Here is a 14,552-nt window from a genome sequence, read left to right on the forward strand (position 1 = left end):
GAGCTAGCCCAGCATGCATGACCTTTAGCAAAATACCCACTAAAATCCGGAACCTTAACGTTTATATTTATAAAGTAATATTTGCCAGTTTAGCAACGGTATTAATATCCTTATCGCCACGGCCAGACAAATTAACCAAAACAATCTGATCTTTACTCATGGTTTTAGCCAGTTTTTGCCCATATGCTAGTGCGTGGCTAGATTCCAATGCAGGGATAATACCTTCAGTACGGCATAGGTTATGAAATGCAGCCATCGCTTCATCATCCGTAATCGCCACGTATTCTGCACGCTTAATGTCTTTTAACCAGGCATGCTCAGGGCCAACACCAGGATAATCCAACCCAGCAGAAATAGAGTGCGTCTCAATAATCTGGCCGTCAGCATCTTGCATCAAGTAAGTACGATTGCCATGCAAAACACCTACTGGGCTATTGGCAGTAAGCGGTGCAGCATGCATGCCAGTTTCAATGCCATGTCCTGCAGCCTCAACACCAATCAATCTCACATTAGGTACATCAATATACGGGTAGAAAATACCCATCGCATTTGAGCCGCCGCCAACACAGGCAACGACAGCATCAGGCTGACGCCCTGCCATTTCCAGCATTTGTTCTTTTGCTTCTATACCAATCACAGCTTGGAAATCACGCACCATCATTGGATATGGATGTGGGCCTGCCACGGTACCGATGATATAAAAAGTATTATGCACGTTGGTGACCCAATCACGCATCGCTTCATTTAGCGCATCTTTAAGTGTTTTAGATCCACTCTCAACAGGCACAACCGTAGCACCGAGCAACTTCATTCTGAATACATTTGGCGCTTGACGTTTAACATCCTCACTACCCATATATACAACACACTCTAAACCCAAGCGTGCTGCAATGGTCGCAGTCGCAACACCGTGCTGCCCAGCGCCAGTTTCAGCAATCACTCTAGGTTTGCCCATGCGCTTAGCTAATAGTGCTTGGCCAATCGTATTGTTAATTTTGTGCGCGCCAGTATGGTTTAAATCTTCACGCTTCAAGTAAATTTGTGCGCCGCCAATTTGGTCAGATAAGCGCTTTGCGTGGTAAATCGGGCTTGGGCGGCCAACAAAATGTTTTAAATCATATGCATATTCAGCTAAGAACTCAGGGTCATGACGATATTTTTCGTACATCACACGCAACTCATCAAGCGCCTCCACCAAAGTTTCTGCGACAAAAGTACCACCGAACTGTCCAAAATGCCCACGTGCGTCTGGCATATCATAAAGCTGCATATTCAATCTCCACTTAAACTCACTGCACTATTTAAACTACAAATAGGTTTAAATTACCAATAGGTTCTAATTACAAATAGACTTGTTGCATAAATGCAGCAATTTTTGCTGCATCTTTAATTCCTTTTGATGCTTCTACACCACCGCTTACATCCACCGCATAAGGCTTGACTTGCTGAATCGCTGAAGCCACGTTTTCTGAGGTTAAGCCACCGGCTAATACGACAGGCTTAATTAAATCAGGCGGGATTAAACCCCAATCAAATACATGACCCGTGCCACCAGCGACACCTTCTGTATAGGTATCTAACAACAAGGCTCTGGATGCAGAATAATCTTTCGCACATTGTACCAAATTTGTGTCTGACTTAACGCGAATTGCCTTGATAAAAGGTAAGCCATAACGCGTACATTCTTCAGGCGCTTCATCCCCATGAAACTGGAGTAAATCTAATGCAACATTCGAGATTACGTTACGAACAAAGGACTCTTCAGCATTCACAAACAAGCCAACCACACTCACAAATGCGGGAGTTTGATTCACAATCTGAATAGCTTGATCAATAGATACTGCGCGTGGGCTTGGGGCATAAAAAACCAAACCTATCGCGTCAGCACCATGCGCCACGGCTGCTAAGGCATCCTCCACCCTTGTAATACCACAGATTTTTACTCTAACTCTCACAACCGTATCCTTAAATTTGCGCGACTAAAAGCCTCTGGCTTTACTCAGCATAAAATAGACGTACAGCATTGTAACGCTAAACCAATAATTTCAAACCAGGCTGCATATTTTTAGGCAACCCCCATTTAGCATCGTATCCGACATCGGTTAAATACAACCCACTGGGTGAAAATGTGGGCGGCGACAAGGTGCGGTCTTTATTATTTAATAGCTCTTGCATGTAGGCCGGTGGATACTTGCCTTTTCCAATATAAATTAACGCGCCGACCATATTGCGCACTTGATGCTGCAAAAAAGCATTGGCTGAGAAGTTAAACATAAAGTATTGCCCAGCTTTTAAAATATCTGCATTTGATAAGGTTCTGACAGCAGTTTTTGCCTGACATTCAGACGCACGAAAAGCCGTAAAATCATGCTCACCCACCAAATATGTGGCCGCTTCAGCCATCGCCGCATAATCTAAGGGCAAATGAAACCAACCGGCTTTATTCGCCATAAGTGCAGAAGCCACCGGTGCGTTATATAACAAATACTGGTAACTCCTGCTAAATGCAGAAAATCTAGCATGAAAATCATCATCCACCGCATGCGCCCACTCGACACGCACAGTTTCAGGCAAATGTGCATTAACGCCTCGCACCCAAGCTGATAATGGACGCTTTGCATCAGTTTCAAAATGCACCACTTGCCCCAATCCATGTACTCCGGTATCAGTTCTACCCGCAGCATGCACCCTCACCACATGCTGTGCTACATTTTGCAGCGCAGACTCTAGCGCGTCCTGCACCCCGCAGGCAGAGGGCTGACTTTGCCAACCGCAGAACAGTGAGCCATCGTAAGACACTCCTAAGGCGATTTTCACACAAACCTCATTACAATCATTACCATTAAAATAAACAACATCAGCACCATAGCAACTTTATCTGCAAAATTAAAAGATTTCTGCTCAAAATTAACAACATCCACCGTAGGCATTACCTCTAATTCGCGATGAATATCATTAATATGATGAAAACTAAAACCAGCCTTAGTCTTAGTTGCAAATTCATCCACATAATTCAGGGTAAGCAGCAAACGTACTGAAAACCGCTCAACATCCAAACCCAAATAACCCAACGGCTTTAGCAACATATGTAAAGACACTATTAGCTCTGTTTTAGACGATGTAGTAAGCAGTGCGGTGAGTGCAGCCAACGCAATAACCAACCGTGAGATTTGCAACAAACCCAGTTGCAAACCTTCAAAGCTTGGCGCGACACTTAGCGGAAACTGTGGAACCAACTCTCCCGGTGTGCCAAAAGCATAAATCAGAAAGATAGAGAAAAAAAACCAACGCATACGCATCAACGTAGCCAAAAAACTTTTGCATTGCAGCTTTAATGCCAGAACACATAGCACCAGAAATAACGCTATTAGTTGCTGAGTATTCACAACACCAGCAAGCAATAGCAGCAAAAAAAACAATAATACCTTAACGAAAGGATGCATATTCAATAAAGTTAGTCAGAACTTATATTTCCCAATAGTGATAAGGGGCAAAAACTCGTTTACCGCAACTCAACATTAATAGGCTGAACGAACAAAAAGGCCGAGCATATGCTCGGCCTTTTTTATGCAAGCAATGACTACAAGCCAGCCAGCAACTGCTCAGCACGCAATTTTTGCTGAGGCCCGCCCTCTTTTAACACCTCTTCAAGCAACTCACGCGCGCCTTCTTTATCGTCCATATCAATATAAGCCGCAACCAAATCCAACTTAATATCAACATCTTGATTCTCTGAAGCCCCAGCAGCAGGAGCTGTTAACGTCAAATCATCATCCGGAGTTTCAGACAGTAACTGCGCATCATCACCCAAATCTAAGCTAATGGCTGAAAAATCGAAATCATTTGAAGCAAGCTCGTCTGACGACTCTTTAGCGTCAACCGCAGCAGGCGTATCTAGCTCGCTATCTAATGAGAAATCAAAGTTGATATCTTCAATTGAAGACTCCAGACCCGTAGCATTAACGGCAATGTTTTCAGGTTGCAACAGACGGCTAAAATCAGCATCCTCTGCTTTATCTAAATCTAACGGCGTGCTAAATGAGATGTCCATCGGGGTATCAGGTATCTCAATGGCCACAGGTTCTTCCATATCAAATTCAAATCCAGCACTATTTGCCACGTTTGGTGCGGTTGTTAGCACCAATTCCTCACTTGGAACCGTGTCATTTGAAAAATCAATATTAGGCGCTGTATCTAGAAACGATGGCACTTCAAAAGAGGCTGCATCGCTTACTTTAGCGTCCAACTCAGCGCTAACTGGCTCTGCGAAAGCTAATGTAGCACTATCATCAGAACCCATTGTAAACTCTAATAAGTTGCCATCTTCACTCGCTACCGCATCATTGCTATCCGGAACAGCAAGCTCCTCCTCAGCCGCGCTAGACACTGCTACTTTGACTGGTTCAGGCTCAACAACACCTAAATCAAACTCAAGACTGTTGTCAGACTCTTGAGCCGAAGCAAAGCTTTCCATCACGGCAGAGCTTGGGCTCAGCTCGCTACCCAACACCTCAGATGTAAATGTTTCAGTAATTGGCGCTTCGGCTTTATATTCAGTAGCAGTGTCAGACGCATCATCTAAAGAGAAGTCTAAACCAATATCTTGCGATGAGAATAACTCACTCTCTGCAGCACTGTTCTCACTGATAGTAGCGGAGAGCGCAGCCGCACTCGCAGCAGTAGCGCCAGCCACTGCAACAACTGGTGCTGCAACGCCAGAAAGTTGATACAGTGGATTGTCTGGCTCTAGCTTCCCACCCATTTCAGCAATTTTTGCCCATGTCGGATCATCAGCGCCTAATGTGGTATATAACTCACCAGCCACAGCTTCAAACGCAGAAACATCGTTACGGCCTGCATACATTTCCAGCAGTTTCAGATGCAACTCATAACGTTTAGGCTCTTTAACAATCGCGTCTTTAAGTATTTCCTCAGCCTGCGCATCGCGACCATAAGCCATATAGACTTCAGCCTCGGCGATAGGGTCAACATCATTCGTATCAATCATGCTGCCATCAGCACTTTGTGCGAAATCAGTTAAAAAGGAAGTATCAGACGTACTTGAATTACCAGTGGTATTACCAAATACGGTATTGGCACGCAAACCACCAGAAGTTAGAATGCCGCGCTCAAAACTATCCAGCTCTCTTCTACGTTTGTTACGCAGAAATAACCAGCCAGCGCCCAACACAGCCAAGGCCGATGTTCCGCCTAACAACTTAATATCAAGCCCATCAATCAGACTTTCAAAGAAAGATGGCTCTGGTGCAGGGGGTGCCACAGGTAGCGGTGCTTTAACCGCAGGTTTTGGTGGCGGCTGCTTTGCAGGTTCAGCTTTTGCAACAGGGTCAGCAGTCACCGGCTTTACTTCAGCTGGTGCAGGCGTAGCTTCTGCACTCTTCTGCAGTTCAGTCATGGTCTGATTTTTCAGCGCCAATAACTTTTGCATATCTTCAATTTGTTTTTCTAATGCGGCAGCACGCGCCAATGACTCTTTTAGTGCGTTCTCACGTGCTGTGGCTTCTTCCTGTAAAGCTACAACCTTTGCTTCAGCTTCAGCCGCACCAGCTTTAGGGCCACTCACAGCGCTTTTATCACCTGCAGAAAGCTTAACAACATCTTGCACACCCGGTTTAACAGCTGCAGATTTATCTTCTGCTGAGGCAATTTTCCCTGACGCTGATTGTTTTGGTTCATTTTCCTCGGAGGCAGCTGCTGTTTTCACGTTACCTGCAAGAGAGTTGCGGTATGCGTTCCAGTTAGAGGCATGCACTTTTAACGCTTGTTTCGCTTGTTTCGTGTCTATTGCTGTAAGCGTCTCAACAGAAGGTGCTTTAATGATTTGGCCAACTTTAAGCTGGTTCATGTTCCCATTGGCAAAAGCAGATTTGTTGTTTTCAAACAAGCCTACCAGCATTTGATCTAGGCTGACGCCCTCAACCTGCATTTTCTGCGCTATCGCAGCCAAGGTATCGCCACGCTTGGTGGTTAACTCACCAACACCAGCTTCTTTTGGGCTAACGTCTTCGGGATTTTCTGCGCGGGCACTTTTCTTTTGTGATTTTTTAGCCTGACTAGCTAAAGGCTTTGCTGTACTGGTGACTCTGGAGGTGCTGCTAGCATTAACGCTAGGTCTGACCACTGGTGAAAAATCAGAGGCAACATTGGTTGCCTGCTTGTACTCAGGGGGATCAAGTAAAACCGTATACTCTCGCAGCAAACGGCCTGAAGCCCAGTCCACTTGGATCAACATATCTAGATACGGATCATTGATGGGCGTGTTGGAGCGAATTCTTAAAATTGGTGCGCCAAGGTCACTTTTAGCTACATCAACTCTGATGTTGCTGTGGATGCCTAAACGTGTAATCCCCTGCACGTTATAAGCTTCTTCTGAGGCGATGGCCGCAGTTAAGGTAGAAAGTTCTTCTGGCGTAACAGATAAAAGCTCAACCTCTGCTTTTAATGGCTCACCCAGACCTGAATTAACATTTAGCTTCCCCAAGCCTGCGGTGTAGCCAACGATTGGCATAAACGCCATGCAGACCGCTAACGAAATTTGCTTTATTTTTGATTTACGCACATCGCTACCTTTAAACGTACTAAATATTTGCAATATGAAAATAACATCAAATAGTTAGGTATGCAAGCTCATAATGCACATTATATTTAGCCACAATCTGGCAACGATATTTCGTCAGGTATTTTTACAATCCAGATTTGCTCTGGATTGATTTATTTTTCTATTAAAATCCGCAACATACGACGCAATGGCTCAGCAGCACCCCATAGCAATTGGTCACCTACAGTAAACGCAGATAGATAATCATTGCCCATATTCAACTTGCGCAATCTACCCACTGGGGTGGTTAGTGTGCCAGTTACCGCGGCTGGCGTTAACTCGCGCATGCTCACTTCACGCTCGTTAGGAACCACTTTTGCCCATTGATTAGCCTCTGCCAACATTTGGCTGATTTCATCCAATGGCACATCTTTTTTCAGTTTAATGGTGAGCGCTTGGCTATGACAGCGCATTGCACCAATACGCACACATAAGCCATCTATCAGCACTGGGTTAGCTTCGCGACCAAGAATTTTATTAGTCTCTACGCCACCTTTCCACTCTTCTTTACTTTGGCCGTTGCCTAAGTCTTTATCAATCCAAGGGATTAAGCTGCCAGCCAAAGGCACGCCAAACTGCGATGTAGGAAAGCTTTCATCACGAAGCGTACCAGCCACTTCTCTGTCGATATCCAAAATAGCAGATGCAGGATCTTTTAGAAAATCACTCGCTACACGATGCGCCTCACCCATTTGGTTAAGCAGCTCACGCATATTCTGCGCACCAGCGCCTGAAGCCGCTTGATACGTCATAGAAGTTGCCCACTCGACTAAATCTGCCTTAAATAAACCATTTAGAGCCATCAGCATCAATGAAACTGTACAGTTACCGCCCACCCAGTTTTTAGTGCCTTGTGCATAAGCATCTTGGATAACGTTCATATTGACCGGATCCAGCACGATCACCGCATCTTTTTCCATGCGCAGTGTAGATGCAGCATCAATCCAGTGACCATTCCAGCCAGCAGCACGCAACTGCGGAAATACTTCAGTTGTGTAGTCGCCACCTTGGCAAGACACGATTGCATCCATTGCTTTTAGCGCATTAATGTCTTTAGCGTCCAGCAATGCTGGCGTATCTTTACCTACATTCGGGCCCTGACCACCCACTTGTGAGGTTGTGAAAAATTGCGGCTCAATCAGTGCAAAGTCATTTTCTTCTAACATGCGTTGCATCAGTACAGACCCAACCATACCACGCCAGCCTACAAAACCTACTTTAAGCATTTTATTTTCCACTTTTAATAATTAACTGTTGCTGAAAAATCAGCAGGTTATCAAATAATAAACCCTAATTACTACGAACGCCAAACCAACTGGATTCTCAAGTTAGAGCGCTGCAACTACCGCGTCACCCATTGCATTACAGCCCACCTTGTTTGAACCCTCCGTCCAAATATCAGCAGTTCTGTAGCCTTGCGCCAGCGCCTTTTTCACTGCATTTTCTACACGTTGCGCATTTGCTTCGTCATTAAACGTATAACGTAGCATCATCGCAACTGAAAGAATTGTCGCTAATGGGTTAGCAATGTCTTTACCGGCAATATCAGGCGCAGAACCGTGGCTAGGCTCATACATACCTTTATTGTTTTCATCTAAAGAGGCAGAAGGCAACATACCAATAGAACCGGTAAGCATAGATGCTTCGTCAGATAGAATGTCGCCAAAAATATTACCAGTCACCATCACATCAAACTGCTTAGGTGCGCGAATCAATTGCATCGCTGCGTTATCTACATACATGTGGCTAAGCTCAACTTCAGGATACTCTGCAGATAACTCAATCATCACCTGACGCCATAACTCTGTCGTTTCCAGCACGTTAGCTTTATCTACTGAACACACTTTCTTATTGCGCTTCATTGCAATATCAAACGCAACGCGGCCAATGCGACGAATCTCAGATTCGTTATAACGCATGGTATTAATACCCTCGCGTTCGCCATTTTCTAATGTACTGATACCACGTGGCTGACCGAAATAGATGTCTCCTGTCAGCTCACGAATAATCATTAAATCCAAGCCAGAAACCACTTCCGGTTTCAAAGTAGAGGCTCCTGCCAACTCCGGATACAGCAAAGCAGGACGTAGATTGGCGAATAAATTCAGCTCTTTACGAATACGCAATAAACCGCGCTCAGGGCGTAAATGACGCTCTAACTTGTCGTATTTCCAATCACCAACAGCACCCAACAACACCGCATCAGCGTCTTTAGCTAACTTTAGCGTTGCATCAGGCAACGGATCACCAGCAGCTTCATAACCAGCACCGCCAATTGGTGCTTCAGTCATGCTGATATCTAAATCAAGCGCCTTTAAAACTTTAACGGCTTGTGCAACGATTTCTGGACCAATACCATCACCTGGCAATACTGCTATTTTCATGAAAAGACTTTCTTAAACTTAATGTTAACTATACTAAATTTGAATTAAACCGATTGAATTTGAGTTGAGTCAGCTTGATGCGCCGCAACTTTAAGGCAATCTTAGTTACGGTCAGCCACAAGCCAACAACCCCAACTACTACGCTTAGTTAAAAAGCCAAGGTTGAGATTGTTGATGCTTAAGTTCAAACGCTTTAATTTTATCCTGATGCTGCATTGTTAAACCAATATCATCCAAACCGTTTAACAAGCAATGCTTGCGGAAAGCATCTACTTCAAAAGCATATGATTCGCCGGTAGGCGTGGTAATTGTTTGCGCTTCTAAATTCACATCAAGCTTATAACCTGGGTTAGCCGCAACCTGATTAAACAGCACATCGATAATATCTGCGCTTAACACAATGGGTAACATGCCATTTTTAAAACAGTTATTAAAGAAAATATCGGCAAAACTTGAAGCGAGGATGACTTTAAAACCGTAATCTTCCAACGCCCATGGCGCGTGCTCACGACTGGAACCACAGCCAAAGTTCTCACGCGTTAACAGCACGCTCGCACCTTGGTAGCGTGATTGATTCAGCACAAAATCAGGATTCAATGGACGCTTACTGTTATCCATACCTGGCTCGCCTTGGTCTAAATAACGCCACTCATCAAAGGCGTTTGGACCAAATCCACTGCGTTTGATCGATTTCAAAAACTGCTTAGGAATAATCGCATCCGTATCCACATTAGCGCGGTCTAACGGTGCTACCAATCCATTCAATTGCGTAAAAGCTTGCATGATATTTTCTTAAATTTTAGTTAATAATCCGGCCAACTGTTTAGGTGCCATTTATAAAAATAGCACCTAAGGTTAACCAGGTATTGCTTAATTTTCTTACTCTAGTTTGCTGACTTCTGAATAGCTTCGCCGCCTTTTTCCAGATCTTTACCAATACCTGCTACGGTATTACAAGCTGACAACACGGCTGCGACCATGACAAGAAACAAGAACTTTTTCATTTATATATCCCTTTAAAAATTTAACTTAAATCTCTTACGTCAACAAAATGACCGGCAACCGCTGCTGCTGCTGCCATTTCAGGGCTGACCAAATGCGTACGACCGCCCTGCCCTTGACGCCCTTCAAAATTACGATTGCTTGTTGATGCGCAACGTTCACCAGGTGCTAAACGATCAGCATTCATGGCTAAACACATTGAACAACCTGGCTCGCGCCATTCAAAACCAGCTTCAGTAAAAATTTTATCTAGGCCTTCTTGCTCAGCCTGCGCTTTTACCAAGCCAGAGCCAGGCACAACCAACGCAAGTTTCACATTAGGTGCAATGTGCTTACCTTTAGCAATTGCCGCAGCTGCGCGTAAATCTTCGATGCGCGAGTTGGTGCAAGAGCCGATAAACACTTTATCAATGCTGATTTCATTAATTGGCGTGTTAGGTGTTAGGCCCATGTAAGCATAGGCACGCTCCCAATCACCACGTTGCACGTCATTTTTAGCTAAGTCTAGACTTGGCACTTTACCATCGACGCCTACCACCATCTCTGGTGAGGTACCCCAAGTGACCTGTGGCTGAATATCTTTCGCATCCAAAGTAACGGTTGCATCAAACTGCGCACCTTCATCGCTGTGCAAAGTATTCCAGTACGCGACAGCGGCATCCCATTGCTCAGCTTTAGGTGCAAATGGACGACCTTTTACGTAGTTGATTGTTGTGTCATCTACGGCCACCATACCAGCACGGGCACCCGCTTCAATCGCCATATTGCATAAAGTCATGCGACCTTCCATGCTCATATTGCGTATCACTGACCCTGCAAACTCAATCGCATAGCCATTGCCACCCGCCGTTCCGGTTTTCCCAATAATCGCAAGCGCAACATCCTTAGCCGTTACACCTTTACCTAAAGTGCCATTGACCACTACGTGCATTGTTTTAGACTTTTTCTGCACCAAACATTGCGTTGCCATCACGTGCTCAACTTCAGAGGTGCCAATACCATGCGCCAATGCGCCAAACGCACCATGCGTGCTGGTGTGAGAGTCACCACATACTACAGTCATACCCGGCAAGGTAGCGCCTTGCTCAGGCCCAACCACATGCACAATACCCTGACGAGAATCCATAAACGGGAAGTAAGCCTTTGCACCAAACTCGCGAATGTTGTCGCTCAAAGTCTCTATCTGCAAACGCGCGACAGGGTCTGCAATGCCAGACAAACCTTTATCCCAGCCATTGGTTGGTGTGTTGTGGTCTGCCGTTGCCACGATAGAAGAAATGCGCCAAGGCTTACGACCAGCCAGACGCAGGCCTTCAAACGCTTGCGGGCTTGTCACTTCATGCACCAAATGACGGTCAATATAAATGAGCGCGGTGCCGTTTTCCTCGGTCACAACGTGGGAATCAAACAATTTGTCGTATAACGTTTTTGCCATAGTTCTCTGCTTTTAAGTACCCAATAAATACTGCGCTTACTTAATCCCTAAAATTACCAAACTGCAACGGAAAATCCGTTACATTCTTTTTCACAAATGCAATCGCATCTTGCAAGATATCGCGCTTAGCACCATTGACACGCACAGTATCACCCTGAATGCTCGCCTGCACTTTCATGCCTGAGTCTTTAATCAGCTTGGTAATACGCTTAGCTAAATCACTATCAATGCCAGCGCGGATTTTCATCTCTTGCTTAACTTTATTGCCAGACACCTTTTGGACATCTTTATGATCTAGACGTTTAGATGAGTCAGGCTCTTTCTTTTCCATCGCAGGCAACAAAATATCCTTCACCTGATCAAGCTGAAAGTCATTGTCGCCAAACAGCGTAATTACGCTATCTTTTTCGTTCAGCTCAACCTTAGCTGAGCTACCTTTAAAATCATAGCGATTGGTAATTTGCTTACCCGCGGTATCAATCGCATTCTTCAGGGCGACCATATCGACTTCTGAAGAAATATCAAATGAAGGCATACATTATCCCTATATTATTTTCTAATCAAAACAAGACTAATCGACTGTATGTAGCTGGCCATGCATACCACATACAGTCAATTTAAATTACTCAAAGTGGCAAACGTAATCTAATGTTTCCACTGTTTCGATATCAAATGATGAATTACCTGGCACGGTGAACTTTTCACCTTCACTGTATGTTTTCCATTCAGTTTCACCTTGTAGGCGTACTTTACAGACACCGGCATTAATTTCCATTAGCTCTGGAGCAGCGGTATTAAATGTAAGCGTGCTTGGGAAGATAACACCAATCGTACTACGTGTTCCATTTGGAAACATCACAGTGTGGCTAACGCATTTACCATCAAAATAAACGTTAGCTTTCTTTTTTACACTGACATTATCAAATTGTGCCATTTGCTTTAGCTTTCACAAAAAATCAAAACCCTATTATCGCAGAAAAGGTTTATCAAACCAATAAATGACGCGCAAATGGTTACGAAATTGGCTATTCCAGAGAAACTTAACTAGAAAAACATTTAAGTGTTTATTTTTTCAACCGCCCTTAAGCAAGAATAGTCGCGATTTTGTCCATTTCAGCTTTAAGGGCAATCTTATCCTGCTTTAGTGTTGCTAACGGCAACGCAAAAAAAGCTTCAATGCGAGCACGTAAAATACTGTACGCTTTTACAAACGCGGCATCGACCTCTTCATCTGTACCTGTCGCATGTGCTGGGTCTTCCACCCCCCAATGCGTGCGTAGCACTGGGCCTAAATAGGCGGGGCAAGTTTCACCAGCTGCACTACCACACACCGTAATCACAATATCAGGCGTAGCAGGTAAATCTTCCCAAGATTTACTAAAATAACCTGCTGTCGATATACCTTCACGTGCCAATAAGGCTAATGAGCGTGGATGTACGTATCCAGCAGGCTTGCTGCCAGCACTCATTGCACGCCATCCAACTGGCGCAAGGTGATTGAAAGTCGCCTCACCTAATATTGATCGGCACGAATTACCTGTACATAAAAATAGAACATTCATCTTAATTTTCTCAGTTTAAGTTTCAATGACGAGCTTAGTTAGCCTCATACCAATGGCGACTACGATTGACAATATGCACCACAGACAGCATGACTGGCACTTCTATCAACACACCCACCACCGTTGCAAGCGCCGCACCTGAATTAAAACCAAATAGCGCAATTGCCGTTGCAACTGCAAGCTCAAAAAAGTTAGAGGCGCCAATCAACGCAGACGGCCCCGCTACACAGTGCGCTACTTTCAATTTCTTATTTAACCAGTATGCGAGCATTGAATTAAAGTAAACTTGAATAACAATAGGCACCGCTAACAACCCAATCACCAAAGGCTGCTTTAGGATTTGCTGCCCCTGAAAACCAAACAACAGCACTAAGGTAGCAAGCAGCGCGCCCAAAGAAATTGGATGCAGTTGCTTAAGGACACCATCAAATACCTGCTGCCCTTTTGCTAATAAATATTTACGCATTAACTGACTAATTAAGACAGGCACCAATATAAATAGCACTACTGACAAGAACAAGGTATTCCATGGAATGCTGATGCTAGACAAACCCAGCAACAGCGCGACCAAAGGTGCAAATGCAAACAACATAATGGCATCATTAATCGCTACTTGAGATAAAGTAAATTTTGGCTCGCCTCCACACAAGTTGCTCCAGACAAAAACCATGGCAGTGCATGGTGCCGCAGCTAGTAGTATCAACCCGGCAATGTAGCTATCCAATTGATCAATTGGCAGATAGCTTGCAAATAAGTGCCGTATAAAGACCCAAGCTAACAAAGCCATTGAAAACGGCTTTACCACCCAGTTAATCAACAATGTGACGCCAATGCCCTTACTATGCTGCAATACATCTCGCATCGCGTAAAAATCCACTTTTAACAGCATAGGGATAATCATCAACCAAATAAGTGTGGCGACAACCAAGTTCACTTCTGCCACCTTCATATCGCCTATTGCTTGAAATGCTTTTGGGCTAAACTCACCCAGACCAATGCCAACAAGGATACAACCCAATACCCACCATGTTAAATTACGTTCAAAAGTGCCAATTTTTGGACTACCAGTTAAAACTTTAGATGCTGTTGTCATTATGATTTGCTTCTACGTGAAATAAATTGAACCTGTTGCGCACTAGGCGCACAACAAGCAGAATCTGCCTGACTATGTGCATCATTAAACGTAGGCGCACTGTCTAATGTGTGGTAAGTCTCCCAAGCGATACCTGATGGATCCTGCACCCAATGCTTATCTGATTTTGAATAGCAGCAAGTTGTACCTTCCTGCGTCAACACACTCAGCTCTGCTGCGTCTAACCTAGCCTTCATTTCAGACAAGGCATCTTCACCATCCACTTGAATACCTACATGATCCAAACCAACCTTTGCACCACGCTGGCTGATAGCAAAATTCACCAACGGGTCATCTAACATCCATTTCGCATAATCAGATTTAATCACCGTCGGCTCCTGACCAAACATCGTATTGTAAAAACTGATGCTTTTATTTAGATCATCCACTGATACATGTAAATGCATACGCTTCATGA

The 14,552-nt window shown here is 44.4% G+C and carries 15 protein-coding genes; all 15 read right to left on the reverse strand.

Features of this window, described 5'->3' with window-relative positions; translation table 11 throughout:
- Nucleotides 1-67: 67 nt before the first annotated feature.
- Nucleotides 68-1,270 carry a tryptophan synthase subunit beta gene (gene trpB / locus ACSSU7_RS04405; RefSeq protein WP_492517510.1) on the reverse strand — a complete coding sequence of 401 codons (1,203 nt, stop codon included), beginning with the start codon at nt 1,268-1,270 and terminating at the stop codon, nt 68-70.
- 70 nt (nt 1,271-1,340) lie between these two features.
- Nucleotides 1,341-1,955, reverse strand: a complete 615-nt coding sequence (locus ACSSU7_RS04410; RefSeq protein WP_492517511.1) for a phosphoribosylanthranilate isomerase — start codon at nt 1,953-1,955, stop codon at nt 1,341-1,343.
- 76 nt (nt 1,956-2,031) lie between these two features.
- Complete coding sequence (truA, locus tag ACSSU7_RS04415; RefSeq protein ID WP_492517512.1) at nt 2,032-2,817, reverse strand: tRNA pseudouridine(38-40) synthase TruA; 786 nt, start codon at nt 2,815-2,817, stop codon at nt 2,032-2,034.
- A complete protein-coding gene (locus tag ACSSU7_RS04420; protein ID WP_492517513.1) occupies nt 2,814-3,443 on the reverse strand; it encodes a CbiQ family ECF transporter T component in 630 nt (209 codons plus the stop codon). Before ACSSU7_RS04420 ends, truA begins: the two co-directional genes overlap by 4 nt.
- Before the next feature lie 137 nt (nt 3,444-3,580).
- Nucleotides 3,581-6,538 carry a motility hub landmark protein FimV gene (locus ACSSU7_RS04425; RefSeq protein ID WP_492517514.1) on the reverse strand — a complete coding sequence of 986 codons (2,958 nt, stop codon included), beginning with the start codon at nt 6,536-6,538 and terminating at the stop codon, nt 3,581-3,583.
- Nucleotides 6,539-6,732: 194 nt separating this feature from the next.
- Nucleotides 6,733-7,845, reverse strand: coding sequence for an aspartate-semialdehyde dehydrogenase (asd, locus tag ACSSU7_RS04430; protein WP_492517515.1), 1,113 nt, complete (start codon nt 7,843-7,845; stop codon nt 6,733-6,735).
- Between the two features lie 102 nt (nt 7,846-7,947).
- Complete coding sequence (gene leuB, locus ACSSU7_RS04435; protein WP_492517516.1) at nt 7,948-9,003, reverse strand: 3-isopropylmalate dehydrogenase; 1,056 nt, start codon at nt 9,001-9,003, stop codon at nt 7,948-7,950.
- A 144-nt stretch (nt 9,004-9,147) separates the two neighbouring features.
- Complete coding sequence (gene leuD / locus ACSSU7_RS04440; RefSeq protein WP_492517517.1) at nt 9,148-9,786, reverse strand: 3-isopropylmalate dehydratase small subunit; 639 nt, start codon at nt 9,784-9,786, stop codon at nt 9,148-9,150.
- A gap of 101 nt (nt 9,787-9,887) precedes the next feature.
- The gene (locus ACSSU7_RS04445) at nt 9,888-10,007 is read right to left on the reverse strand and encodes an entericidin A/B family lipoprotein (RefSeq protein WP_492517518.1); all 120 of its coding nucleotides are present in this window, start codon (nt 10,005-10,007) and stop codon (nt 9,888-9,890) included.
- Between the two features lie 20 nt (nt 10,008-10,027).
- Nucleotides 10,028-11,440 carry a 3-isopropylmalate dehydratase large subunit gene (gene leuC / locus ACSSU7_RS04450; RefSeq protein ID WP_492517519.1) on the reverse strand — a complete coding sequence of 471 codons (1,413 nt, stop codon included), beginning with the start codon at nt 11,438-11,440 and terminating at the stop codon, nt 10,028-10,030.
- 40 nt (nt 11,441-11,480) lie between these two features.
- Entirely contained in the window at nt 11,481-11,975 is a 495-nt protein-coding gene (locus ACSSU7_RS04455; protein WP_135277342.1) for a YajQ family cyclic di-GMP-binding protein, read from the reverse strand.
- Between the two features lie 87 nt (nt 11,976-12,062).
- Entirely contained in the window at nt 12,063-12,374 is a 312-nt protein-coding gene (gene ppnP, locus ACSSU7_RS04460) for a pyrimidine/purine nucleoside phosphorylase (protein WP_492517520.1), read from the reverse strand.
- 148 nt (nt 12,375-12,522) lie between these two features.
- Nucleotides 12,523-13,002 (reverse strand): arsenate reductase ArsC, encoded by a 480-nt coding sequence (locus ACSSU7_RS04465; protein WP_492517521.1) that lies wholly within the window; start codon nt 13,000-13,002, stop codon nt 12,523-12,525.
- Nucleotides 13,003-13,036: 34 nt separating this feature from the next.
- Entirely contained in the window at nt 13,037-14,095 is a 1,059-nt protein-coding gene (arsB, locus tag ACSSU7_RS04470) for an ACR3 family arsenite efflux transporter (protein ID WP_492517522.1), read from the reverse strand.
- Nucleotides 14,095-14,550 carry an ArsI/CadI family heavy metal resistance metalloenzyme gene (locus ACSSU7_RS04475; protein ID WP_492517523.1) on the reverse strand — a complete coding sequence of 152 codons (456 nt, stop codon included), beginning with the start codon at nt 14,548-14,550 and terminating at the stop codon, nt 14,095-14,097. Before ACSSU7_RS04475 ends, arsB begins: the two co-directional genes overlap by 1 nt.
- Between the last annotated feature and the right edge of the window lie 2 nt (nt 14,551-14,552).

It is taken from the genome of Methylotenera sp. E1MeOHC1, from assembly GCF_058745595.1.

What these genes read in the sequence shown, in the direction of transcription:
- trpB (WP_492517510.1), bottom strand. Translation starts at nt 1,270, where the DNA reads ATGCAGCTTTATGATATGCCAGACGCACGTGGGCATTTTGGACAGTTC.
- ACSSU7_RS04420 (WP_492517513.1), bottom strand. Translation starts at nt 3,443, where the DNA reads ATGCATCCTTTCGTTAAGGTATTATTGTTTTTTTTGCTGCTATTGCTT.
- ACSSU7_RS04425 (WP_492517514.1), bottom strand. Translation starts at nt 6,538, where the DNA reads ATGGCGTTTATGCCAATCGTTGGCTACACCGCAGGCTTGGGGAAGCTA.
- asd (WP_492517515.1), bottom strand. Translation starts at nt 7,845, where the DNA reads ATGCTTAAAGTAGGTTTTGTAGGCTGGCGTGGTATGGTTGGGTCTGTA.
- leuB (WP_492517516.1), bottom strand. Translation starts at nt 9,003, where the DNA reads ATGAAAATAGCAGTATTGCCAGGTGATGGTATTGGTCCAGAAATCGTT.
- leuD (WP_492517517.1), bottom strand. Translation starts at nt 9,786, where the DNA reads ATGCAAGCTTTTACGCAATTGAATGGATTGGTAGCACCGTTAGACCGC.
- ACSSU7_RS04445 (WP_492517518.1), bottom strand. Translation starts at nt 10,007, where the DNA reads ATGAAAAAGTTCTTGTTTCTTGTCATGGTCGCAGCCGTGTTGTCAGCT.
- leuC (WP_492517519.1), bottom strand. Translation starts at nt 11,440, where the DNA reads ATGGCAAAAACGTTATACGACAAATTGTTTGATTCCCACGTTGTGACC.
- ACSSU7_RS04455 (WP_135277342.1), bottom strand. Translation starts at nt 11,975, where the DNA reads ATGCCTTCATTTGATATTTCTTCAGAAGTCGATATGGTCGCCCTGAAG.
- ppnP (WP_492517520.1), bottom strand. Translation starts at nt 12,374, where the DNA reads ATGGCACAATTTGATAATGTCAGTGTAAAAAAGAAAGCTAACGTTTAT.
- ACSSU7_RS04465 (WP_492517521.1), bottom strand. Translation starts at nt 13,002, where the DNA reads ATGAATGTTCTATTTTTATGTACAGGTAATTCGTGCCGATCAATATTA.
- arsB (WP_492517522.1), bottom strand. Translation starts at nt 14,095, where the DNA reads ATGACAACAGCATCTAAAGTTTTAACTGGTAGTCCAAAAATTGGCACT.
- ACSSU7_RS04475 (WP_492517523.1), bottom strand. Translation starts at nt 14,550, where the DNA reads ATGAAGCGTATGCATTTACATGTATCAGTGGATGATCTAAATAAAAGC.